The following is a 23,014-nucleotide window of genomic DNA, read 5'->3' as shown; positions in this document are numbered from 1 at the left end:
CGCTCTCGGCGGGTTTGCTTGCGCTTGCCGGCGTACTCAAAGTCGGAAAAGCTCATCTGGCTCATGGGCGGCTCGGATCAGGTGTTGCGGGGATTCTCGCATAACTGAAGGCTTGTTCGGAGATTCCCTAGCGCCTAAAGAAATGTTGGCACTAGCTTTCCTATGTCCGCTTAGTAGGCTCTCACAATGGCCATTTTAGACATTCTCGGGTATTAAATTATAGCTTGGGCTTTCCAAAGCTTTGGAGCGAAGAGTGTTTAACACTGTTGTGGCTTCTGCATTGGAAATTAAAGCATCCATTTGAGCTTGCCCGATCATGCCGGATTCAAAGCAGTTTCGCAGGAAGCCTATCAAGCCGTCGTAATAGTTTGCACAGTTCAACAAGCCTACCGGTTTGCTGTGGTAGCCAATTTGCTGCCATGCCCACATCTCAAACAGCTCCTCGAAAGTTCCGATGCCTCCTGGCATCGCCAAGAATGCATCAGCTCTTTCAGACATCATGGATTTGCGCTCATGCATTGTATTCACGACGTGTAGTTCGTCGCAGAATTGATAAGCCGACTCACTATCCACAAGTGCCTGCGGAATGATGCCAATGATGCGTCCGCCCGCTTCACGGGTGGCATCAGCTACAGCACCCATCAGCCCAGTGGAACCTCCACCGTACACAAGCTGAGCACCTTGTGCTCCGATCCACTTACCCACGGCTATAGCACCTTCTGTGAATTCTGGATTGAGACCTGCTCGTGATCCGCAATAGATGCATACGGAAAACGACTTTGTAGTATTCATATTTTATATCCTTGTTCTATGCCCGCACGGCATTGTTATTTGGGCGTTTGAATCGTATTTTAAGGGTATAGCCTTTTAATTTAAGTGCTTGGTGGTTGGCGTTTTTTTAAAAATTTACTCAGCTTCTTTGGCTCTGCAGTGTGTTGGGTATCGGGAAGAGTCGATCATATGCAATATTGAATGCAAAGGCGTAAACCAAATAAAATGTAACGATCGCAATGTCAAGGATCAGGGCGTCAATTAAGTTGATCTGGAGATACCAAGCAATCATGGGGATTAGTACGAGTATTAATCCGAGCTCAAAAAGCAGTGTGTGTGTTACTCTGGTGTAGATATTTTTGTGAGTTGTACCTTTTAGTCTCAGCAGAGCTCGATCAAATCCATAGTTGTAGATAAAATTCCATATCGTTGCGGCGGTTGCTGATATGATGCCAATGACGCCCATGTCAGTAAGTGGCTTTCCAAAGAGAAGTGATGAGCCTGGTATGAAAATTGCCAATCCTACAATCTCAAATAATAAGGCATGCCGAATTCGATCTGATGGAGTACGCAAAATACCTCCTTGCATAGTGACTATTTAAATAGCTTGGCGTGGTGACCCAACTGGTCTCGCAGAGCTCCGGTCAGCAGCGAGCTGGGTTGCAGTGAAGACTTACTTAGGCCCGCAAGCCCACGCTCGCTCCTGAAGCTTTTGCTGATGACCTTTCCCTCTGCTGGGAATAATTACATACTATGCAGGGTTTCAAATATGAAGTATAGATGCATAAATCTTTCATGGTGATTCAGAAATGAAACGCATCAATTGGGACGACCTCTGGGCTCTGGCTGTGGTAGCGCGAGCCGGTACTCTCCGTCGAGCCTCCGTTCAGACGGGCGTCAGTGCGCCTACGCTGTCGAGAAAAATAGATGAAGTCGAGCACTCTCTAGGAGAGAAGCTTCTTGAAAGGACTCAAGTCGGATGTTTTCCCACGCCTGCAGGGCTTAGGGTGCTTGCATGGGCAAATCAAATGGAGGAGGCATCCCTTGAAATCGAGCGCACCCGAGAACATCTCGGGGCAAAATTCGCTGAAGGTATAGTAAGAATCAACACCGATGAGTGGATGTCTTATTTTCTGACGACGCGATTTGCCGATTTCCATAACTCATATCCTAACGTTGAGGTGGAAATTATTACGTCACATAGGCCTTACAGTTTAGTAAGGCGAGAAGCCGACTTGTCGATTAGGCCATTCCGCCCGGAGCAGGCCGGGTTGATTACGCGAAAAATGGGAAAATTAACTTTTGGCCTCTACTGTAATAGCGCCTATAGGGAAAAAAATATTACTGATATCGCTCACCAAAACTGGTCAAATCTTTCCTTTGTAGGTTTCGACGAGCAGCGCTCAGAGTTTGAAGCAGATCGCTGGCTGAGGAAATTTATTGGTTCAGCAACACCATGGATGCGGTGCAGCTATGCATTAGGAATTTATGATGGTGTGACTACCGGTGCTGGACTTGGAGTTCTTGCTAATTTCATAACAAGAAATGTTCCCACATTAGAGGCTATAGTTGATCATATCGTCGATCTCGATCAAGATATTTGGTTGTCGATGCATGCTGGACTTCGCAATAGCGCTAGGGTACGAGCCGTGGCTGATTACATCGCCCAGCTCTTCTCAGATGAAGAGCCGAAGTAGAGATCCTTAAGGCTCGATAACTGATTGTCTGGTTTTTTTAAACAGTCTTCGGGCTCGCTTAAAGATCTACAACTCGACTCTGTTTTTAGTCTTTACAGTCGCACAGCTTGAGATGCATGGCTCAAGCTTGCATTCATCAATGCGTAGTCTGGAAGTTACACAGCTCCTCTCGGCGATCCAGCATGCCAGAGATGAGAGCCAGTACCAGAGCTCCTGCCGAGAGCAGCGCACCGGCCCAGTTCGGAGCCGCATAGCCCAGTCCTGCAGCAATCACCAGCCCGCCGACCCAAGCACCAATCGCGTTCCCCAAGTTAAACAGACCAATGTTCACTGCGGACGCCAACGTTGGCGCGCCTGCAGCACGTGCCTTGTCCATGACCAGCTTCTGGATAGGTGAAACGGTAGCGAAGCCAAATCCAGCCATCAGCAAAATACAGGCAATCGACATGATCTGGCTGTGAGTGGTCACGCTGAAGAGGAACATGACGACACTCTGCATGCCCAGGGTCAGGTACAGCAACGGCATCAGCGCTTTGTCTGCGTAGCGTCCACCCAGCAAGTTACCCAGGAAGAGGCCAAGACCGAAGACGACCATCAGCCAAGTGATGCTAGCTGGGTCGAATTTTGCCAGCTCAACCATCATTGGGGAGATGTAGGTGATCGAAGTGAAGAAGGCTGCCGGGCCGAGCACGGTGATGCCCATGGCGAGCAGTACGCGCGAGTTGGTGAAAGCAGCGAACTCTTTGCGGATGTTGCCATGCTCATGATTCGCCATTTTGGGCACCATCATCATGACGCCCAAGAAGCCCAATACGCCTACGACAGTGATGGCGTAGAAGGTATCGCGCCAAGACATGTACTGGCTGAGCCATGTGCCGACGGGGACGCCGACCAGGTTTGCGACCGTGAGGCCGGAAAACATGAATGCAATTGCGCTCACTCGCTTATTGGGGGCGACCAGGTCTGCTGCCAGGATCGAGCCGATGCCGAAGAACGCACCGTGAGTCAGCGAGGTAACCACCCGGCCAACCAGTGCAATGTCAAAACTGCTCGCGGTGGCGGTGATGAAATTGCCAGCAACGAAGAAGCCCATGAGGAGCATGAGCATGCCTTTTCTTGGGATTCGTGCGCCAAGGATGATCAGCAAAGGTGCGCCTACGAAAACGCCAAGAGCGTAGACGGTAGCGAGGTTGCCGGCTTCGGGGATGGTGATGTTGAAGTCAGTGGCGACTTGGGTCAGCAGTCCAGCGATTACGAATTCTGTCGTGCCGATACCGAAGGCACCGAGGGCCAGCGCCCAGATAGCAAGAGGCATAGTCTTGATCCTTAAGATCGTGAGTATGGTTAGATTTAGCGCCGGCTGTAGCGCGGCTTATGGATGACGGCGATGCGGTTCGCCGTTTTATTTTTGCGGCTGTAAATAGCCGTGAGAGGTGTTACAAGCAGGCCACTACTTTGCCAGTTGCTTAAGAGTCGATAAAGGCACGATTGGTACCCATTGTGTAGAGTAAAGTTCCTCTTTGGATGTGTTAGACCTGCTTTCCGTGGAGCGACTGCGGTGCGTCATTCAGCCAAATCAGATCTGAATCGACGGGAGCCCCGCAGACGGGCTCCCTGCTGGCCGTAGCTAATTGCGACCTGGCAGCATGCCTTTGAGGACGGTGTCTCGTTCTATGAAATGGTGCTTGAAAGCGATAAGGGCATGGCCCGCTATCAAGATGCCGCATGCCCATGCTGTGTACGTATGGATCCCCTTGGCTAAGTCATACAGACTTTGGTCGGGATCCCGAAGGGGCAACAGTTCGAAGAGGCCCGCGACCATGATCGGTTTGCCGGCGACCGAACTCCAATACCAGCCAGAGATGGGCAGTGCTATTAGCGCCACCGCGTAAAGTGCGAGGTGGCCTACATTTGCCAAGCGCTTCATTGCCGATGACATCGTGTCCGGGAACGTAGGCGCGGGATGAGTCAAGCGCCAAGCAATTCTGAGTACCACCAGAAATAGTAGGGTGCTCGCCAAGGCTTTGTGCAGGAATGTTAGGCCGTGACTTGGGTTGAACTCATCGCGCCAATGCGTAGCCAGTATTCCGATTGCCCAGGCGATGATCCAAATGGCGGCCATGCCCCAATGAAGCCATTTTGCTGTGGCCGTATAGCCAGTGTCCTTTTTCATCGGCTCTCCCAGATGAGTCGAAAAGCGTTTGTGACAAGGTTCTGCGCGGCGCTGTGCGTATCAGTTGGTGAGCTGATCCGCGATGGATTCTGCGGCGAGTTGATACGACCGGCGCCGTGCTTTGGGGTCGTAAATCCGTGCATCGACCATGAGTTCATCGGCGCCGGTCATGTCCAGGAACTCCAACAGATACTTGCGGACATCCTGTGGGGTACCAATTGCGGTGTAGGCGAGCTCTTGTTCTAGGCCGCGTCGTAGTGGCGTTGGGATCGACTCCATGTAGCCCTCGACAGGTTCGGGAAGAAGCGTTGGAGCACCACTATGCAGATTGCCAACCCATTTACGGTGCGAGCTTGCAATAAACTCCGCCTCTGCTCGGGTGTCCGCAGCGAACACGTTGATACCCGCCATCACGTAAGGCTTATCCAGGTGGCGAGACGGCCGGAAATGGGAACGGTAAACGGCGATCGCCTCGTTCAGCAATCTAGGCGCAAAATGCGAAGCAAAGGCGTACGGCAGCCCTAGCTCTGCAGCCAGCCGGGCGCCGAAGGTGCTTGAGCCTAATACCCATACCGGTATTGCTTGCCCTGCGCCTGGAACCGCGCGAACGGGTTGTTGACCGTCGTCAGCGAAGTAGCCCAGCAATTCGACGACGTCATTCGGGAACTGATCGGCAGTGGGTAACTCGGAGCGCCTCAGGGCTCTCATTGTTGCGCTATCAGCTCCAGGTGCTCTACCCACACCGAGATCGATGCGCCCTGGGAAGAGGGTGTCGAGTGTGCCGAACTGTTCGGCTACGATCAGAGGGGAGTGGTTCGGCAGCATGATGCCTCCAGAACCGATGCGGATCGATTTTGTATTAGCCGCCAAGTGGCCCATCAGCAGCGTTGTCGAGGATGAACCGATCCCCGTCATGTTGTGGTGTTCAGCGAGCCAGTACCGCTTGTACCCATGCTGCTCCGCGTGCTGAGCGAGCCTGAGGGAGTTTTGATAGGTTTCGGCCAGGGTGCTTCCGGAGTTGATAGGTACGAGATCCAGTACCGAGAGAGCAGTCATAAAGTCTCCATGCTGAAATAAAACGCAAGCGTCGTATCCTCAAGTCTCTCAATAGCTGAAATGGAGATAAACAGGCTAAAGATCCCCTTAGTGTAGAGATCAGCTCTACCGTTAAACGAACTGCTGTGGTTGTCAGCGCAGTTTTTGGTATACCATTGGTGTCCTAAGTGCGTTTTTTTCAGGGTAAGTAGAAAGGGATTCCACAATGGCTCAAATCGATCAATCACTGAGCGGAGTCACGATCTTCGTCACGGCGGCACGCGCCGGTAGCTTCACGATCGCCGCCGATCGGCTTGGAATCACTAAATCAGCGGTGGGGAAGAGCATCGCCAAACTTGAAGATCGCTTGGGGTGCAAGCTGTTTCATCGCACAACCCGGCGCCTGGGTTTAACGGTGGATGGCGAAGCCTATTTCGCCAGCTGTGCGAATGCAGTGGATGAAATCATGGAGGCAGAGGCGGCACTCAGTAGTAGGCAGAAGACGCCCAGCGGTCGCCTGCGGATCGATCTGCCAGCTGCATATGGGCGAAGTATTGTGCTGCCAGTGCTCTTGGATATCGTTAAAAAGAATCCGGAGTTGCACCTCACGATGTCTTTCACTGACTACTTGATCGATCCGATTGAGGAAGGTATCGACCTGCTGATTCGGTTCGGTGAGTTGAAAGACTCGAGTGGGTTGGTGGCTAGGCGATTGACGACTCAACGACAAGTCATCTGTGCTTCCCCAAGCTATATCCAGCGTTATGGGGAGCCTAAAACCCTGGAGAGACTGTATGAGCACTGTTGCATCGTGGGGTTTAGGCGCGGCCAGCCACTTGGCTGGGTCGGCATCGATGAAGACGGTCAGTTAATCAGGATTGCACCGCCGGCGACCCATGAGGTGGGTGATGGAGATGCCATTGTCGCCATGGCTCTTGCGGGTATGGGGTTCTGCCAAATGCCTGAATCATTAGTGATCGACCACCTGAAGAGTGGTCGACTAGTCTCAGTTCTCGAGTCGTTTAGCGCCAAGCCTGTTGAGATCAACGTTGTTTGGCCAAAGACTAGGCACTTGCTACCCAAGGTACGGCACGTTGTTGACGAGCTGGTCGTTCGAGCTGAGCGAGGGGAGATGGGGTGAATCGCTGTTGGAAAAAAAGGTCGACGGGGACGTCGACCTAAATGCACTTACGCTGGGCTAGCCCACGAGCCCAGCAATTTACGTCACAAGAGCTGGCCAACGGAAGGGAAGGCGCATCCAAACCCTCCATGCTCTGTGGCGTGATCTACTGCAGTCGACTGCCCGACTGCAGTAGATAAGGGGTAGGCGATCAGTCCGCCTGGAACTGAGCCATTGTGGTTTCAAACGAGCGACGAGCCATCTCTTCCAGTGGAAGCTTGCGGTAGGTTTTGGAAAGAATTTCCACGCCGTATGGCCCTTTGTAGCCAACATCTTGGACGGCTTTGATGAAGGCTGCCGGGTTCAGGGCACCCTCACCGCAGAGTTTGCGGTTGTAAATGGTGTCTTCCCACAGCGAGCCCTCAATCTCTGCGGCTGCATCGTCGAGTTCAATGGACTTGATGAAGTGGCTCGGGATCTTGGCGATCTCGGAGTAATCCATGCCACCACGAGCGATGTGCCAGGTGTCCAGCAGCAGGCCGCCGTTCGGCTGATCAGCCGATTGCACGATCGCAAGACCGGTGTCGATGGTGGCTACGTTGCTGAATGGCATGATTTCGATGACGATGTTCACGCCACGCTTGGCGGCATCGGCGCAAACGCCGGCAAAGGCTTCAGCCATGCGAGGAATGTCTGCTGGTGTGGTGTCATGCAGACCAGGAGCGATTTTTACGCTGCGGCAGCCAATCGCTTCGGCAGCGTCCAGGATCTCTTCGCGGAACTTATCAGAGGCTTTGCGGCGATCACCGTCAAGGTACCAGTCCACCAAGAACTCCAACTCCAAGTGTTTCATGCCGTTGTCTTGCATGATTTTCTTGATCGTTGGATAGCCGATTTTATCAGCGGTAGCCAGCAGATCTTGATGGATCAGCCCGAGGCCCTTGAAACCGGCCTTGGCGGCCGCTTCTGCACGCTGTTGCAGAGTGAATGGGCTGATCTCCGTTGGGCCGAATGGATAGACATCACCCGCCAGGGTGAAGTAGGAGGCCAACAGTTCGATGTTTTGCTTGCTCATTACAGACTCCAGTGGTGCGATTTGTTTTTGTGGCACGTAGTAGCGATGGGCAAATAGTAAGAATGCTGGGGCGGGAGATGGAAGCCCAATTCTAGAAAACACTTTTCCCTGATTGGAAAAAAGATCGTTTTAAAGATTCTTTCGTCGGCGGAATTCAGTTTTCCGCTACCTGTATGTATTGGAGGTATCGATACGGATAGGCTGAATGGAGCTAGAGCGTTGCTAATTTGGTTAGCAAATATAGCGCGATTCGAAGATCTGAAAAGAGACTACTTATGACTAATGAGCGTGACATCGAAGGAGTGATTCGTTCTCTGGAGGACGAGCGGTACGCCGCTATTGTTGCATCTGACTTCAAGGTGTTCGAAAGGATTTCACATCCAGAGCTGTCCTATGCCCACTCGAATGGTGTTGTTGATACCCTGGATTCGTATTTGAAGAAATGCTACGACGGGTACTACACCTACCATAAAGTGGAGCATCCCATTGAGTCTATTCGCGTTTTGGGTGATACGGTTCTGGTTATCGGTGAGATGAATGCAGAAATCACTGCTGGTGGTGTGCGGAAGAATCTGCGTAACAAATGTCTCGCTGTCTGGGTGCGCTCCGGTGAGCAATGGAAGTTGTACGCCTACCAGCCTACGCCAATTGCCTGATACGTTTTTAAGCAGGAGTTCATTGTGAGTATTAAAGACTTCACCTACGTCTCTCAGCCTGGTCGAGTAGTTTTTGGCCAGGGTTCGATTCAACAACTCGAAGCTGAAATCGATAAGCTGGGCGCTCGGCGGGCGTTGATTCTCTCGACGCCGGATCAGCGTGATCAGGCCCAACGCATTGCAGACCTGCTGGGCGCGCGAGCGGCAGGTATCTTCGACAAGGCCGTCATGCACGTGCCTATCGAAACGGCCCGGGAAGCTCGTGAGGTGGCTCGTCAACTGGACGCTGACTGCGCTATCGCAATCGGTGGCGGTTCTACAACTGGTCTTGGTAAGGCAATTGCGTTGGACTCTGGGCTGCCGATCTTGGCTATCCCTACGACCTATGCCGGCTCTGAGATGACGCCTGTCTATGGTATTACTGAGGCAGGGCTCAAAACCACTGGCAAGGATCCCCGTGTTCTGCCACGTACCGTCATTTACGATCCGGATCTCACCGTATCTCTGCCGGTGGGGATGTCGGTGACGAGCGGTATCAATGCGATCGCGCATGCGGCTGAAGGCTTGTATGCGAAAGACGGCAATCCTGTCATGTCGCTACTCGCTGAAGAGGGTATTCGTGCACTCGCTGACGGTCTGCGTAGCGTTGTGGAAGACCCCAAGGACATTGGTGCCCGCAGTGACTGCCTTTATGGCGCTTGGCTGTGCGGAACTGTTCTTGGCAACGTAGGCATGGCTTTGCATCACAAGCTCTGCCATACCCTGGGCGGAAGCTTCAATCTTCCTCACGCTCAAACCCACACTGTCGTTCTGCCGCACGCCATCGCTTACAACGCTGAAGCGGCGCCTGAGGCTGCTATGCGCATCAGTCGCGCCTTGGGTGATGAATCCAAATCAGCCGGCGCCGCACTGTTCGACCTTGCCGAATCGTTGGGCGCGCCGCTGACCTTGCGCGAGCTGGGGTTGACTGAGGCTGACTTGGACAAGGCCACGGACATTGCGCTGTCTAATCCTTACTGGAACCCTCGCCCAATCGAGCGTGTGGCTATTCGCGAACTGCTGCAAAATGCATTCGAGGGTAATCGCCCGAGCTAAGGTCTCAGCGAGTCCAGTAATGTTGGTATTGCTGCTGTTCAAACTCTTCCACTAGGAAGTCAATGAATAGCCTGGTTCTAGCGGGCATGTAACGCTTGTCCTGAAACGCAATATTGATTGTGAGCTTCGGAAGGTGCCAGTCATCTAGGACTGGCACTAGCCGCCCTGAAATCAAATCGTCGTAGATAATGTACATGGGCTGTACAAGTATGCCGGTACCAGCCAGAGCTGCAGCTCGCACGATTTGTCCATCGTTCGTTTCGAGGATGGGGTCAATGGAGATAGATGCGGTTTCTTCCCCGCGCTGGAAATTAAGTTGTCGGGGTTGATTGGCATGGCTATAGAGCAACATGTCATGGCGAGCCAGATCTTCTACGGTTTTCGGTGTGCCTCTTTGATGAAGGTAACCAGGAGAAGCTGCCAGAACACGTCGAGTTTCAGCTAGTCGCCGTATGCTCAGATTTGAGTCAGGCTCGAATTCACGCGTGCGGATAGCGAGATCCACCTCTGAATCCATAATGTCATAGTATCGATTTGCGCCCAGTAGTTTGATCTTGATCATCGGGTACCGCTTGCGGAACTTAGGGATAAGCGGCGCAAGGTTGAGCATTGCGAAGGAAATCGATGCGGTGATGGTTAAGGTGCCGCTTGGGTCGGCAGAGGCTACTGTGAGGGATGATTCCGCTTCCTTGAGATCTGATAGCAGTGTTTTGCAGCGGTGATAGAACTCATGGCCAGACGGCGTCAGCGACAATCTACGTGTGTTTCGATCAATCAGGCGAACATTCAGGCGCTCTTCGAGGGCGGCCAGGTGTCGACTTGACGAAGCGTTGGAAATATTGAGGAGTTCGGCGGCCTTGCTAAGGGTTCCGAGTTCGGCAGTGTGGACAAATAGCTCTAACTCAGTGAGCCGATCCATTATGTATCCTCTCGATTAAACTATTTTTCTTATAGTTTCGCCTTTGACAGCGAGGGCAGTGAGCTCAGTCTGTCAGGCCGTGAGAGGTTGATAAATAGCTGCCCGCTCCGCTCAGAGTAGAGCAGAGGTTGACAAAGGGTGAGGCTGAATCTTTTCTTGATGACAGTGTACTAGCTTTATTGAGATTGAGTTTTCCATTTCAGGAAAATTCTATTTCACTTTTGTTGTTCTCATTAATGTACGGTCTCGATAATTTAAAGGTATCGAGATGCGGTCTGCTTGGCCGTGATAATCAATTAAATAAGAAAATATAAGGTGAGGGATTTATGCGCAACCTTGACGAAAAAACGGTGACCCAGGCTGTGATTGCGCGGAATGCAGATACGCCCAATCCACGGCTACACCAGGTCATGACCTCGCTGGTACAGCATCTCCATTCATTCGCTCGAGAGGTTCAGCTGACTGAAGAGGAGTGGGACTACGGCATCGACTTCCTCACTCGCGTTGGTCAGATGTGTAGCCCAACCAGGCAAGAATTCATCCTGCTCTCGGATACGCTCGGGTTGTCTACCTTGGTGACAGCTCAGAACCATCGCAAACCGATGGGCTGCACCGAAGCGACAGTATTTGGGCCGTTCCATGTCCAGGACGCCCCTCGTTACGATCTTGGTGCTGACATCAGCAACGGTCTGTCCGGCTCGCCATGGTTCGTATCGGGTACGGTGAAGAGCATTGATGGTGCTGAAATTCCTCATGCCATTCTCGAAGTCTGGCAGGCGGATGACGAGGGCTTCTACGATGTGCAGAACCCTGAAATGGCAGAGCACCAGGGGCGTGCGGTGCTGCAGGCCGACGACCACGGTGCGTTCAACTTCAAGACTATCGTTCCCCAGGCTTACCCAATCCCGCACGACGGCCCAGTCGGTCAAATGCTGCAGGCATTGAACCGCCATCCATGGAGGCCGGCGCACCTTCATTTCATGATTACTGCTGAAGGATACGAGAGGCTCGTAACTCATGTGTTCAAAGAGGGCTGTCAGTACCTCGATTCTGATGCGGTGTTCGGTGTGCGCTCATCGCTGGTCGCTGAGTGGGTGCGTCATGAGGCTGGTATTGCGCCGGATGGTAACCTCTATGAAACCGCCTTCTATACTCTGGAATTTGATTTTATCCTCAACCCTGTGCGCGCAGCGTAAGACACTTACCGATTCCAATCGGTACCTATGGGCTGCCGTGTTTATGTAAATGCTGCTTTCGAATGTCGTGAGATGGCTCAGAGAACTCTCTGACTATCCGCAGGCGTCTGAGAGCAGCATTTTTTCATTCCGGGAAGCGAGTTTTCCATATGCAGCCATAAAGCAAGGAAGTTGCTTAGCTAGGCAACTATTTCACCCTTGTTTTAGCGTGGGTTGGCCATGTGGGCGCCGATTTTATTGTCGATTTCGTAGAGCTGGGCATCGAAGCCCTTCGTCACTTTTTCAGCCAGTGAAAATAAGATTGCCAGTTTCCCCAGTTTATCTCTGGGAGAGACTGGGTAATGATGGTTCAGAGCTTCAGATTCACAGATGAGCCTAGGAAGGCGCTGGCATGCTAGTGAAATAGTTAGCCGTAGTGGGAGTGGCAGGAGCCAAGGAGCTCCGGAATAAAGTCGCGCTTGTAGCGAAAGAAATCCGTTTCGATAGTTTAATAAAAGAAACAATAAGGCTCATCGAGGAGACGCGAAATGAAATCCTATTTGGCTGTGGCCGTAGGTGTGTGTATTTCTGCCGGAACCATCTGCAGTGCCGTTGCCGAAGAGGCGCAGAGGGTTGGATACAGTGCTGGCTTCCTTACCGATCCTTTCCAAGCGGTTTTGGTCAAAAAGGCGCTCGCCGAAGCGAAAGGGGCAGGCCTGGAGACTATGCCGGCTACCAATGCGAACGGTGATGCGGGCAAGCAAATTTCCGACATGCAGAACCTTATTGCCAGCGGCGCGAACGGCATCCTGGTTAACCCCACTGATAGCCGGGCGATCATTCCAGCATTGAAGGCTGCGGAATCGTCGGAAATCCCTGTTGTCGCCATCGACATGGCTCCTGCCGGCGGTAAGGTGGCCATGATTGTGCGCGCTGACAACGTGATGATGGGGCGCATGGCATGCGAGCAACTGGGGGCGGCCATTGGAGGGAAGGGCAAGGTGCTCTCGCTCTTGGGTGACCAGGCTACAACCAATGGTCGTGAACGAACCAAAGGTTTTAGCGACTGCATGGCACAGAAGTTTCCCTCAGTGGAAATCATCGAGCAGCCTACGAACTGGCGAGCAGACAAGACCGCTACCGCCACTCAAACAGTTCTCGGTTCGACCCCGGATCTTGCAGCGATCTATCTGCAAAGCGACTCCGTCATGCTCAACAGTGTGCTGAACGCACTCAAGGCCGTGGGCAAGCTCAAGCCGCGCGGACAGGATGGCCATGTGGTTGCGGTGAGTATTGACGGCACTCCTTATGCCCTACAGCAGATGCGTGCTGGCTACCTAGATGCGATTGTGGCCCAGCCTCTCAACGGCTATGCCACACACGGGGTCGAGTACCTGAAGCGCGCAATCGCGAAGGAAACCTTTTCTCCAGGGCCGACTAATCACAACAGCACAATCGTGATGCAGGACGGAAACCCAGTCGATTTCCTGTCGGCGCCCTTGGTGACTCCAGATAATGTCGATGACAAGGCGCTCTGGGGCAACGCGGCACAGTAACTCAAGTCCACCGGTGGTGGGGCGTTACCCACCTCCGGCCATAACAAAAACAAAAGGAGGGCTGCAGATGACTTCTGCCGCTGTAGTCGCTTCGGCGACATCCGAACGTGCATCCGACAATATTATTGTCGCCACCCATGATCTTCGAAAAAGCTTCGGCTCCGTGGAGATTCTCCATGGCATCAACATGCAGATTAATGCCGGTGAAAGCCGCGCGTTGGTAGGTAGGAACGGTGCAGGTAAGTCGACGCTGATCGGTTGTTTGACCGGCATTCACGCGCCGTCAAGCGGGTCAGTTTCGTTCCAGGGACAGCCCGCCCCGCGTACCAGTGACCGTCGTGCCTGGCAGAAACACGTCGCTTGTGTTTATCAGCGTTGGACGGTGATTCCTCAGCTTACTGTTGCTGAGAATCTGTTTCTGAACTCGCATCCGCGTAATGGCTTTGGCTTGATCGACTGGAAAGGGATGCGTGAGCAAGCTGCCACGATCCTTGAGCAATGGGGTCTGAATCTGTCCCCAGACAAACTCGCCTCTGACGTGACTGTGGAGGAGCGTCAGATCATGGAGATCGCTCGAGCGCTGGCCCAGGGCAGCCGCTTCATCATCCTCGACGAGCCGACCGCAGAGTTGGAGCGCCGTGAGGTAAGCCGACTGTTCGATAGCATCAATGCCTTACGTGATGACGGTGTGACCTTCTGCTACATCTCGCACCATCTCGAAGAAATCTATGAGATTTGCGATAGCGTGACGGTGCTTCGAGACGGCAAAAAAGTTGCTGACTGCGCGTTGTCAGAGCTGCCCCGTCCTGCTTTGGTAGAGGCAATGGTGGGCGCTGCGGTCTCGTCTCGCCGTTGTAACACGAGCGAGGTGACCTTTGAAGATACTCCGGGCCAGGGGCTGGAAATCAAAGGGCTGTCCATCGAAGGCGAACTGAAGGGCATCGATCTCTGCATCCGTAAAGGCGAGTGCGTCGGTATCGCTGGTCTTGCCGGTTCAGGCAAGGAAAAGATCGCTGAAATTCTCGCTGGATTGAGAGTGCCTGATAGCGGGACGGTGCTTCTTGATGGCCAGGATTTGCCAGTAGGCAACGTAAGACGCATGCGTAAAGCAGGTGTTGGATACGTTCCTCGTGATCGGCATGAGGAAGGAATACTGCCGCAGCTCTCCATTGCCGAGAACATCACTATTGCAATCAATGATCGGCTCGGCCCGGCAGGTTTCGTGCTGCCTAGTCGCCAGGCAGAGGCTGCCGCAGAGCAGATTCGCGATTTTGCAATCGTTTCTGCAGGCCAGCTTCAGCCAATCGGAGAGCTGAGCGGCGGCAATCAGCAGAAGGGCATTATGGCGCGTGCGCTCATTGACAAGCCAAAGCTGCTCGTCGTGGTTTCGCCAACTCAAGGCGTGGATATTGCGTCGAAGAATGCGCTCTTCGATGTAATTGCTCGGGCCCAAAAGGATGGGCTGGCCGTACTCGTTTGTTCGGACGAGCTGGACGAACTTTCAATCTGCGACCGTGTGGAGGTCATCTTCCACGGTGCCATTACTACAAGTATCAAGCGGGGCTGGAACGATCATCAAATGGTCGCAGCCATCGAAGGTTTGGGAGGTGAGAAATGAAAGCAGCAAATATGAACATGGTGGCAGCCAAGCCTGAGGGCAATCAGGGTGGTGGTTGCGTGCGACGTTTGGGCTTGCGCGAGCTTGCCTTGGTTCCTGTGATCATTCTCCTTTGCATCGTCGGTGCGTCCGTCAGTGATGCCTTCCTTCGGCCTAGCAACCTGATCAACATTCTTCAACAGTCTTCTGAGTTGTCGATCATTGTCATCGCCCAGGCGCTCATTCTGATCGCAGGCAGGTTCGACCTGTCCATGGAATCGACTGTCGGTATTGCGCCCATGGTTGCAGCTTGGCTGATGCTGAGCGACACGACCATCGGTGGTTCCGGACTGGGTATTCCAGGCTGGGCTGGGATTCTGGTGGTGTTCTCCATTGGTGCGTTGGTCGGCTTGATCAACGGCTTCTTGATCGTGCGTCTTGGCCTAAACGCGTTCATCACCACCCTGGCAATGCTGATCCTGCTCCGTGGTATGACCGTTGGCATGACCAATGGCCAAACTCTCTACGGCCTGCCGGATGAATTCCTTTACCTGGGTAACAGCAAGTGGTTCGGTCTGCCCGTCTCGATCTGGATTGCAGGCCTGCTCTACATCGCGTTTGGTCTGTTCCTTCGCTATCACCGCATCGGTCGTAACTTCTACGCTATCGGCGGTAACCCTCAGGCAGCTCGGGTAGCTGGTATCCCGGTTGATCGTATGGTGTGGGCGGCTTTCATCATCGGTGGGCTTCTGGCCGCTCTGGCTGGCTTGATGCTGACTGGCCGTATCGCCTCGGTCGTCGCTAGCCAAGGTCAGAACATGATCTTCTACGTGTTCGCTGCAGCGGTAATCGGTGGCATTAGCCTGAACGGTGGCCAAGGACGTTTGATTGGTGCACTGACCGGCGTTCTGATGCTCGGCATCCTGCAGAATGTTCTGACTCTCGCCCAGATCGCGGCATTCTGGATTGATGCTTGCTTCGGCGCGATCATCCTTATAGCTCTCATCATTGCACGCATCAGTGGCGGCACTCCGCGCAGCTAATAACCAACAATAAAAGGGTAATAGAGATGTCGAATACACTTCCTGATCGCCTGCGTCTCGATGGTAAGGTGGCACTGGTAACTGGCGGCGCCGGTGGCATGGGTGAAGCCATTGCACTGAGCCTGGCTCAAATGGGAGCGAAGGTGGTGCTGACCGACGTCAGCCACCACGTAGCTGAGGTAGCTGCATCGATCGGTGCGAGCGTCGACTGGATCGTCGCTGATGTGACTGACAGCGCTGCTGTCGACTCTGTCGTGGCTGAGACTGTCAGTCGTCACGGCAAGCTCGATATCCTGGTCGCCAACGCTGGGATTTCCTACCAGTCCACCACTGTTGATCATGATGATGCTACCTGGCGCAGAGTGATGGCCATCAACCTAGATGGTACGTTCTACGCGATGCGTGCCGCCGGGCGCCAAATGCTGAAGCAGGGCAGCGGTAACATCATTGGCATTACGTCCATCTGTGCCGTTACCGCCGTTCGACCAGAAATTCACATCGGATATGACGTATCCAAGGCTGCGGTATCTCGGATGTGCCGCAATTTGGCAATCGAATGGGCAAGAACCGGAGTGCGGGTAAATGCCGTTGCGCCGGCTTACACCAAGACCAAAATGCTCCACGCTTCAGGCGATAGTCAGCCTGGTTTCATGGCGCAGTGGCTGGATGACATGCCCGTCGGGCGTCTGATGGAAACCCACGAAATTGCGGACACCGTGGCATTCCTTGCATCGGATGCTGCAAGCGGTATTACAGGCGTAGAGCTTATGGTCGACGGCGGCTATTCCGCAGGTTGATGTCCACACTGGACTGATCCCGAAGGGCAGCTTACGTGAGTGATGTTCCTTCGGGCAGTTGACTTGCCAGTTTGCTGTAACGCTTTAAAAGGTCGTCTGGTCTGAAAAAGAGAGAGTAGGCCGCCTTTTTATACGTGCCGCAAAACTGAAAAAGAGTTTCCCAGAATCAACGTTTCGCTCCGCGAATTGTGCGCTTACGATGAGTGCGCTCGCGAAAGGGAGGAGCAAAATGATTAAACACATTGTGATGTGGAACGTTCAAGGCGAGAACGAGCATGAGCGTTCGGAAGCGGCGCAGCTCGTCAAGCGTAAATTCGAATCGCTGGTGGGTCAGATTCCTGGATTAGTTGAACTAGAAGTTGGGATTGATGAAAGCCGGATTAGCTACGCCTGTGATGTCGTACTCTATTCAGTTTTCCATTCTGTCGAAGCGCTGAACGCATACGCCGAACATCCTCGTCACCTGGATATACGGCGTGACCTAGAAGGAATGCGCATCGCTCGTCATCAAGTAGATTACCGAGTGCACGCTAACTGAAAGCACGCGGCTAGGCTTCTCCCTAGCATTTAACTTTTAGCGAGACGAACAATTGTGTGTCATAGCCTTATAAAGGCTCTGCGGCTTTGAATGCGGCATGGACACTGGGAACTCTTAATCGATCTGAAATGCGGATCAAGTTGTATCACAATCCGAAACGGAGAGAACTATGACAAATATCATCGCAAGCTACTGGACTATCGCCGGCGATCGCTTCCCAGGTTGTGGGGCTGAGGCGTCCTCGCGTAGCTTCAAGGAACGTTACGAGATGGCCGGCAAGCTCGGCTATGCGGGCGCAGGCCTTGTTCTCGATGATTTGGTTGCTGCGCGTGACACCATTGGTTATGCCGAGCTAAGCCGAATCCTGAAAGGTAACGGCATCGTAGATCTTGAGGTCGAGATCCTGACTGACTGGTTCGCAACAGGCGAGCGTCGAGTTGAGTCGGATCGTCAGCGGGCCATCCTTCTGGAGGCAGGTGAAGCGCTAGGCGCCCATCACTTGAAAGTCTCTGGCGATTTCCAGTCCAAGGAACTGAATATCGAGCAGATGGCTGAAAGTTTCGCAGGCCTCTGTGCCGATGCTGAAAAGCGCGGCTTGCCAGTAGGTATCGAGGTAATGCCGTTCACTAACCTGGCTACCGTTAAGGAAAGCCGCGCAGTGGTAGAGGCTGCAGGTGTCAAAAAAGGCGGCCTGCTCCTGGATATCTGGCACATGGAGCGTAACAACATTCCTCATGCCGACATCGCCGCACTTCCAGGTGAGATGATCGTGTCGATCGAGATCAACGACGCTGCTGCAGAAGTAGAGCGCGATATCTGGTTCGACACCTTGAACCGCCGTATCCTGCCAGGCCAAGGCTCCTTCGACATCGATGGTTTCCTCGCGGCCATCTACAAAACGGGCTTCAACGGCCCGGTCGGGATTGAAATTATCTCGGAAGCGCAGCGTCAGAAGGCTCTTGAAAAAGGTCTGCGTGACGCCATGGACGCAGGTCGGCCTTACATCGAACGTGCTGTTAAAAAAGCTATCGCCTGATAGCTCGATCAGCTCTTGTTCTAGACATTCGATCCTCTACGCCAGTAGAGGGTCGAATGTCTAATCTCAGCATCCGGCCCGGCCATGCTGATTGTCTCCCGCCTATTTCGTATCCAGTCGCTGATCACCGTCCTTCAGAGTCCCTGGTTCTGTCTGAAATTGAGCGAAACCGAACTTCAGTGCCGCGAACGCTGAGATTTTTTAAGGTTTTCAGCCATCTATGGAAAGGAATCCTGTGATGGCTAAGCGCTACGAACTTTGGGAAGAAGCATGGAACCTGGTCGCAGATCTGTTCACCTCAACCCACACAAGAGGCAGGCCGCGATCAAGTGATCGCCTGATGCTCGATGGCGTGCTGTGGTTGCTGCGCTCCGGTGCTCCCTGGCGCGACATGCCCGAGTGCTTTGGGCCCTGGCGAACGGTTTATCACCGCTTCCGGCTTTGGCGAAACAGGGGAACCTTCGAGCAGATGCTCAAGCGACTGCATCTGAAGCTCAATGATCAAGGGCTCCTCGACCTGCAGACCTGAAATGATCGATTCAACTGCTGTTCACTGCTTTCTGGCGGTCAAGCTAGTGATATCAGCTACGCAGAGCCATTGCCGGACGATGTCTGCATCCCGACGAGCAACGCGGCCGACCTCGAAAACGCTGCCGCTGGTTTATGCCCGACAAGGGTTACGATGCTGATGCACTACGCCGATACTGTGACCTGTATCGCATGAAACCGTTTATTTCTTGCGTCTTGCGCAGGGGGCCGCAGAGCAGGGGATGGAGTGCACTCCGCTGTTCAATATGCCGAGACTTTACGACTGGCCTTGGCAAAACGCTCATTGATGGATGCCGAGTCCTCCGTCCGGAATAGCTCACGCGCAAACGTGCTCACAGCTTCTTTCGAGCTGTAGCGATCCAGCACCCTGGCTGCAAAGTCGCCTTTGCTGTCAGAACGTGACGCTTTTATCAGGCCGGCCATAAGCCCTCCAATGCTTCTCGCTAGTGCATGCCGCGCTCGTTTCGAGCACGGCAGACGCTGGTGCATTTGGCAGTTGCGAACCTCTCAAACCTCACTCATCTCACCCACCCGCCGCTCCACCGGCGCCACAGGCCGCCCAGCCAACCCCGCCCGCAAATCACTCCCACTAGGCTGCTGATACAACGCCAACCCAAACTCCGGCAACACCGCGAGCAGATAATCGAAAATATCCCCCTGAATCCGCTCGTACTCCGCCCACACCGTGGTCCGCGTAAAGCAGTAGATCTCCAGCGGCACACCTTCGGCGGTGGTCTGCATCTGCCGGACCATGCAGGTCATGCCCTGCTGCACGTCGGGGTGGTTCTTCAGGTAGGCGAGGGCGAAGGCGCGGAAGGTGCCGATGTTGGTCAGCTTGCGGCGGTTGGCCGAGAGCTCGGCGACCTGGCCCTGGGATTCGTTCCAGGTGTGCAGTTCGTTGCGCTTTTGCGCGAGGTAGTCCTTGAGCAGGCGCACATCGCTGAGGCGGTGCTGTTCTTCGGCGGTGAGGAAGCGTACGCCGCCGGCATCGATGAACAGGCTGCGCTTGATCCGCCGTCCGCCGGATTGCTGCATGCCGCGCCAGTTGCGGAAGGATTCGCTCATCAGGCGCCAGGTGGGGATGGAGACGATGGTCTTGTCGAAGTTCTGCACCTTGACCGTGTGCAGGGTGATATCCACCACATCGCCATCAGCCCCGACCTGGGGCATCTCGATCCAGTCGCCGACCCGCAGCATGTCGTTGCTGGTCAGCTGTACGCTGGCGACGAAGGACAGCAGGGTGTCCTTGTAGACCAACAGGATCACCGCCGACATGGCACCCAGACCGGACAGCAGCAACAGCGGCGAGCGGTCGATCAGGGTGGCGACGATGATGATCGCGCCGAATACGTACAACACCATCTTCGCCAGTTGCACATAACCCTTGATCGAGCGGGTCCGCGCGTGTTCGGTGCGTGCATAGATGTCCAGCAGGGCATCGAGTAGCGCGGCGACGGCGAACAGCAGGAACAGGATGGTGAAGGCCAGCGCCAGGTTGCCGAGGAAATGCTGGCTGGTGACGCTCAGTTCCGGCACCAGCTTGAGGCCGAACTGCACCACCAGCGACGGGGTGATCTGCGCCAGGCGGTGGAACACCTTGTTTTGCAGCAGGTCCTTGAGCCAGTGCAATGCCGGCTGTCGGCTGAGCAGCTTGACCGCGTGGAGGATGACGAAGCGCGCCACCCGGCCCATCAGCAGGGCGACGAGCAACAGCACGACCAGGCCGATACCGGCGTGCAGCAAGGGGTGCTGGTCGAGGGTGCCCCAGAGGTCGAGGGCGTCTTGCCAGAACTGTTGAATAGCCATGAGGGATGGAAAATCTCGTGAAAGGGGGAAAACAGGCGGTCCATTAGAGCCTTGCGAGCACCCTGCGGGCAAAAAGAAATTCGGCTCCGGCGGCGGAAAACGTTACCCTATGTGGCTGAATTTCTGCACATGCCCGAGGTTACATCCGTGTTCTCCCAATTCGCCCTGCACGAACGCCTGCTCAAAGCCGTCGCCGAACTCAACTTTGTCGAGCCGACGCCGGTGCAGGCCGCGGCCATTCCCCTGGCCCTGCAAGGGCGTGACCTGCGGGTGACGGCGAAAACCGGTAGCGGCAAGACCGCGGCCTTCGTCCTGCCGCTGCTCAACCGCCTGGTCGACCTGAACCAGAAACGCGTCGAGATCCGCGCCCTGGTCCTGCTGCCGACCCGCGAACTGGCGCAGCAGACCCTCAAGGAGATCCAGCGTTTCTCCCAGTTCACCTTCATCAAGTCGGGCATGATCACCGGCGGTGAAGACTTCAAGGAACAGGCCGCCATGCTGCGCAAGGTGCCGGACATCCTCGTCGGCACCCCGGGGCGCATGCTCGAGCAACTGAACGCCGGCAACCTGGAACTGGAACATGTGCAGGTGGTGGTGCTGGACGAAGCCGACCGCATGCTGGACATGGGCTTCGCCGAAGACGTCGAGCGCCTGTGCGGTGAATGCCCGAACCGCCAGCAGACCATGCTGTTCTCCGCCACCACCGGCGGTGCCGGCCTGCGCGAGATGATCGACAAGGTCCTCAAGGACCCCGAGCACCTGATGCTCAACGCCGTCAGCCAGCTCAACGAAACCACCCGCCAGCAGATCATCACCGCTGACCACAACCAGCACAAAGAGCAGATCGCCCAGTGGCTGCTGGCCAACGAGACCTACGAAAAGGCCATTATCTTCACCAACACCCGGGTCATGGCCGACCGTATCTACGGTCACCTGGTGGCCAAGGACATGAAGGCCTTCGTTCTGCACGGCGACAAGGACCAGAAGGACCGCAAGCTGGCCATCGAACGCTTCAAGACCGGCGGCGCGAAAGTGCTGGTGGCCACCGACGTGGCGGCCCGTGGCCTGGACGTGGACGGCCTGGACCTGGTGATCAACTTCGACATGCCGCGCAGTGGTGACGAGTATGTGCACCGTATCGGCCGTACCGGCCGTGCCGGCGCCGATGGCCTGGCGGTGTCGCTGATCTGCCACGGCGACTGGAACCTGATGTCGAGCATCGAGCGCTACCTGAAGCAGAGTTTCGAGCGCCGGGTGATCAAGGAAGTGAAGGGCACCTACAGCGGGCCGAAGAAGGTCAAGGCTTCGGGCAAGGCGGCTGGGGCGAAGAAGAAAAAGACCGACAAGAAGGGCGACAAGAAGGCTGTGGCCAAGCGCAAGCCGACTGCCAAGCCGCGTCCTAATGCGCCGCTGGCAAGCTCTGATGGTCTGGCGCCGTTGAAGAAGCGGGCTCCGGCAGCCGAGTAATCTGTCGCCCTTGAGGGCCCTATCGCTGGCAAGCCAGCTCCCACAGGTTCAGCGGTGCACGCGATCCTTGTGGGAGCTGACTTGCCAGCGATGAGGCCCTTAAATCCACTGCAAGATCAGGTCTTCTTCTCGGCCTCCCGCAACTCCTGCAACCGCTTGTCGATCAACTGGCACTTGTCCGGCAGATCCTTCGACTCGGTCCCCAGCTTCATCCCGCGCAATTCCTCATTGATCTCCTTGGCCTTCTGCGGATTCTGCTCCGTCAGCCGGGTCACTTCCTTGGCCAGTTCCTCACGTTTCTCAGTCGCTTCTTCCAGCGTGCAGGCCCAGCTTGGCAGGGCGAACAGCAGGCTGGCGGTGGCGGTCAGCATCATCAGGGTCTTCATGGTCGAGCCTCCTTGTCCAGGTTTCCGGTTGAGGACGGCACCGCCGGGAAAGTTCAGTCGAACCGCGGCGAACCGGGCCGGTCACAACCTTGACTGTCACCACGCGAGGCCTTTGCCATGAGCACTGTGTATGACTGGGACCTGATCGAACGCCTGCTCCACGAAGTGCAGAACAGCGCCGACCAGCACTTCACCCCGCGCCCCTACGCCGAACAGCACGCCGCGCAACTGGCGGCCGCCGGCGAGCCGGTACCGGACGTCGACCACCTGAAAACCCGCGCCTGCGACTACGAACGCGTGCTCCTTGAGCGCGGCTATATCGCCGATCGCCCGGAAGAAGAAGGCGGCAACGGCGAGAACTACGTGCTGACCGAACGCGGCTCGCGCCTGCTGAGCCTGATCGATAGCAGCATCCCGGGCAACGATCACCCGCGCCAGGTCCTCAACGACCAGGCCGACGCCCTGGATGAAGCCACCTTCGAGGAGGTCGCCTCGAAAGCGCAGATTGCCTGAAAATGGTGCA

Annotated in this window: 23 protein-coding genes and 1 pseudogene; 14 read left to right on the top strand and 10 right to left on the bottom strand. The window is 54.9% G+C overall.

Annotation, left to right across the window (positions count from 1 at the left end; genetic code table 11):
• Nucleotides 1-195: 195 nt before the first annotated feature.
• A complete protein-coding gene (locus tag PSEMO_RS17700; protein ID WP_075804288.1) occupies nucleotides 196-792 on the bottom strand; it encodes an LOG family protein in 597 nt (198 codons plus the stop codon).
• Nucleotides 793-910: 118 nt separating this feature from the next.
• Nucleotides 911-1,345, bottom strand: a complete 435-nt coding sequence (locus tag PSEMO_RS17695; protein ID WP_075804287.1) for a PACE efflux transporter — start codon at nucleotides 1,343-1,345, stop codon at nucleotides 911-913.
• 235 nt (nucleotides 1,346-1,580) lie between these two features.
• Here PSEMO_RS17695 and PSEMO_RS17690 point away from each other — a divergent pair, with 235 nt between their 5' ends.
• Complete coding sequence (locus PSEMO_RS17690; protein WP_075804286.1) at nucleotides 1,581-2,468, top strand: LysR family transcriptional regulator; 888 nt, start codon at nucleotides 1,581-1,583, stop codon at nucleotides 2,466-2,468.
• Nucleotides 2,469-2,604: 136 nt separating this feature from the next.
• Here PSEMO_RS17690 and PSEMO_RS17685 read toward each other — a convergent pair whose 3' ends face one another.
• The 3 genes from PSEMO_RS17685 to PSEMO_RS17675 all read right to left on the bottom strand — a co-directional run bounded on the left by PSEMO_RS17685 (nucleotide 2,605) and on the right by PSEMO_RS17675 (nucleotide 5,697).
• A complete protein-coding gene (locus tag PSEMO_RS17685; RefSeq protein WP_075804285.1) occupies nucleotides 2,605-3,783 on the bottom strand; it encodes an MFS transporter in 1,179 nt (392 codons plus the stop codon).
• 312 nt (nucleotides 3,784-4,095) lie between these two features.
• Entirely contained in the window at nucleotides 4,096-4,641 is a 546-nt protein-coding gene (locus PSEMO_RS17680; RefSeq protein ID WP_075804284.1) for a cytochrome b, read from the bottom strand.
• 60 nt (nucleotides 4,642-4,701) lie between these two features.
• Nucleotides 4,702-5,697, bottom strand: a complete 996-nt coding sequence (locus tag PSEMO_RS17675; protein WP_075804283.1) for an LLM class flavin-dependent oxidoreductase — start codon at nucleotides 5,695-5,697, stop codon at nucleotides 4,702-4,704.
• Between the two features lie 205 nt (nucleotides 5,698-5,902).
• Between PSEMO_RS17675 and PSEMO_RS17670 the strand changes: the two genes are divergently transcribed.
• Entirely contained in the window at nucleotides 5,903-6,817 is a 915-nt protein-coding gene (locus tag PSEMO_RS17670) for a LysR family transcriptional regulator (protein WP_075804282.1), read from the top strand.
• A gap of 190 nt (nucleotides 6,818-7,007) precedes the next feature.
• On the opposite strand, the gene PSEMO_RS17665 is transcribed toward PSEMO_RS17670, so the two are convergent.
• A complete protein-coding gene (locus PSEMO_RS17665) occupies nucleotides 7,008-7,871 on the bottom strand; it encodes a sugar phosphate isomerase/epimerase family protein (protein WP_075804281.1) in 864 nt (287 codons plus the stop codon).
• Between the two features lie 275 nt (nucleotides 7,872-8,146).
• On the opposite strand from PSEMO_RS17665, the gene PSEMO_RS17660 reads away from it, so the two are divergent.
• Together PSEMO_RS17660 and PSEMO_RS17655 are read left to right on the top strand one after the other, a co-directional pair.
• A complete protein-coding gene (locus PSEMO_RS17660; RefSeq protein ID WP_075804280.1) occupies nucleotides 8,147-8,527 on the top strand; it encodes a nuclear transport factor 2 family protein in 381 nt (126 codons plus the stop codon).
• Nucleotides 8,528-8,557: 30 nt separating this feature from the next.
• Nucleotides 8,558-9,622, top strand: coding sequence for a maleylacetate reductase (locus PSEMO_RS17655; RefSeq protein ID WP_256721155.1), 1,065 nt, complete (start codon nucleotides 8,558-8,560; stop codon nucleotides 9,620-9,622).
• A 4-nt stretch (nucleotides 9,623-9,626) separates the two neighbouring features.
• Here the strand turns inward: PSEMO_RS17655 and PSEMO_RS17650 are convergent, their stop codons facing one another.
• Nucleotides 9,627-10,541, bottom strand: coding sequence for a LysR family transcriptional regulator (locus tag PSEMO_RS17650; RefSeq protein ID WP_075804278.1), 915 nt, complete (start codon nucleotides 10,539-10,541; stop codon nucleotides 9,627-9,629).
• A gap of 326 nt (nucleotides 10,542-10,867) precedes the next feature.
• Between PSEMO_RS17650 and PSEMO_RS17645 the strand changes: the two genes are divergently transcribed.
• The 8 genes and pseudogenes from PSEMO_RS17645 to PSEMO_RS33840 all read left to right on the top strand — a co-directional run.
• Nucleotides 10,868-11,737: an intradiol ring-cleavage dioxygenase gene (locus tag PSEMO_RS17645; protein ID WP_075804277.1), complete on the top strand. Its 870-nt coding sequence runs from the start codon at nucleotides 10,868-10,870 to the stop codon at nucleotides 11,735-11,737.
• A 527-nt stretch (nucleotides 11,738-12,264) separates the two neighbouring features.
• The gene (locus PSEMO_RS17640; RefSeq protein WP_075804276.1) at nucleotides 12,265-13,272 is read left to right on the top strand and encodes a sugar ABC transporter substrate-binding protein; all 1,008 of its coding nucleotides are present in this window, start codon (nucleotides 12,265-12,267) and stop codon (nucleotides 13,270-13,272) included.
• A 67-nt stretch (nucleotides 13,273-13,339) separates the two neighbouring features.
• Nucleotides 13,340-14,890 (top strand): sugar ABC transporter ATP-binding protein, encoded by a 1,551-nt coding sequence (locus PSEMO_RS17635; protein ID WP_081430275.1) that lies wholly within the window; start codon nucleotides 13,340-13,342, stop codon nucleotides 14,888-14,890.
• A complete protein-coding gene (locus PSEMO_RS17630; RefSeq protein WP_218641244.1) occupies nucleotides 14,887-15,912 on the top strand; it encodes an ABC transporter permease in 1,026 nt (341 codons plus the stop codon). Before PSEMO_RS17635 ends, PSEMO_RS17630 begins: the two co-directional genes overlap by 4 nt.
• 26 nt (nucleotides 15,913-15,938) lie before the next feature.
• On the top strand, nucleotides 15,939-16,709 hold the full coding sequence (locus PSEMO_RS17625; protein WP_075804275.1) for an SDR family NAD(P)-dependent oxidoreductase: 771 nt from the start codon (nucleotides 15,939-15,941) through the stop codon (nucleotides 16,707-16,709).
• A gap of 229 nt (nucleotides 16,710-16,938) precedes the next feature.
• The gene (locus PSEMO_RS17620) at nucleotides 16,939-17,247 is read left to right on the top strand and encodes a Dabb family protein (RefSeq protein WP_075804274.1); all 309 of its coding nucleotides are present in this window, start codon (nucleotides 16,939-16,941) and stop codon (nucleotides 17,245-17,247) included.
• Between the two features lie 169 nt (nucleotides 17,248-17,416).
• Entirely contained in the window at nucleotides 17,417-18,283 is an 867-nt protein-coding gene (locus PSEMO_RS17615) for a sugar phosphate isomerase/epimerase family protein (protein WP_075804273.1), read from the top strand.
• 238 nt (nucleotides 18,284-18,521) lie between these two features.
• Nucleotides 18,522-19,018 (top strand): annotated as a pseudogene (locus tag PSEMO_RS33840) (transposase); the annotation flags it as partial.
• A gap of 54 nt (nucleotides 19,019-19,072) precedes the next feature.
• Here PSEMO_RS33840 and PSEMO_RS33010 read toward each other — a convergent pair.
• Complete coding sequence (locus PSEMO_RS33010) at nucleotides 19,073-19,255, bottom strand: hypothetical protein (protein ID WP_144443590.1); 183 nt, start codon at nucleotides 19,253-19,255, stop codon at nucleotides 19,073-19,075.
• A gap of 84 nt (nucleotides 19,256-19,339) precedes the next feature.
• Nucleotides 19,340-20,638, bottom strand: coding sequence for a mechanosensitive ion channel family protein (locus PSEMO_RS17600; RefSeq protein ID WP_075804272.1), 1,299 nt, complete (start codon nucleotides 20,636-20,638; stop codon nucleotides 19,340-19,342).
• A 147-nt stretch (nucleotides 20,639-20,785) separates the two neighbouring features.
• On the opposite strand from PSEMO_RS17600, the gene PSEMO_RS17595 reads away from it, so the two are divergent.
• A complete protein-coding gene (locus tag PSEMO_RS17595) occupies nucleotides 20,786-22,105 on the top strand; it encodes a DEAD/DEAH box helicase (protein ID WP_075804271.1) in 1,320 nt (439 codons plus the stop codon).
• Between the two features lie 116 nt (nucleotides 22,106-22,221).
• Here the strand turns inward: PSEMO_RS17595 and PSEMO_RS17590 are convergent, their stop codons facing one another.
• A complete protein-coding gene (locus PSEMO_RS17590; protein WP_075804270.1) occupies nucleotides 22,222-22,491 on the bottom strand; it encodes a hypothetical protein in 270 nt (89 codons plus the stop codon).
• Between the two features lie 117 nt (nucleotides 22,492-22,608).
• On the opposite strand from PSEMO_RS17590, the gene PSEMO_RS17585 reads away from it, so the two are divergent.
• Nucleotides 22,609-23,004 carry a transcriptional regulator gene (locus PSEMO_RS17585; protein WP_075804269.1) on the top strand — a complete coding sequence of 132 codons (396 nt, stop codon included), beginning with the start codon at nucleotides 22,609-22,611 and terminating at the stop codon, nucleotides 23,002-23,004.
• The last annotated feature ends 10 nt before the right edge of the window (nucleotides 23,005-23,014 follow it).

Source organism: Pseudomonas putida (assembly GCF_001941965.1).
Taxonomy (GTDB): Bacteria; Pseudomonadota; Gammaproteobacteria; order Pseudomonadales; family Pseudomonadaceae; genus Aquipseudomonas; species Aquipseudomonas putida_L.
This window is presented reverse-complemented; position numbering and strand designations above follow the sequence as displayed.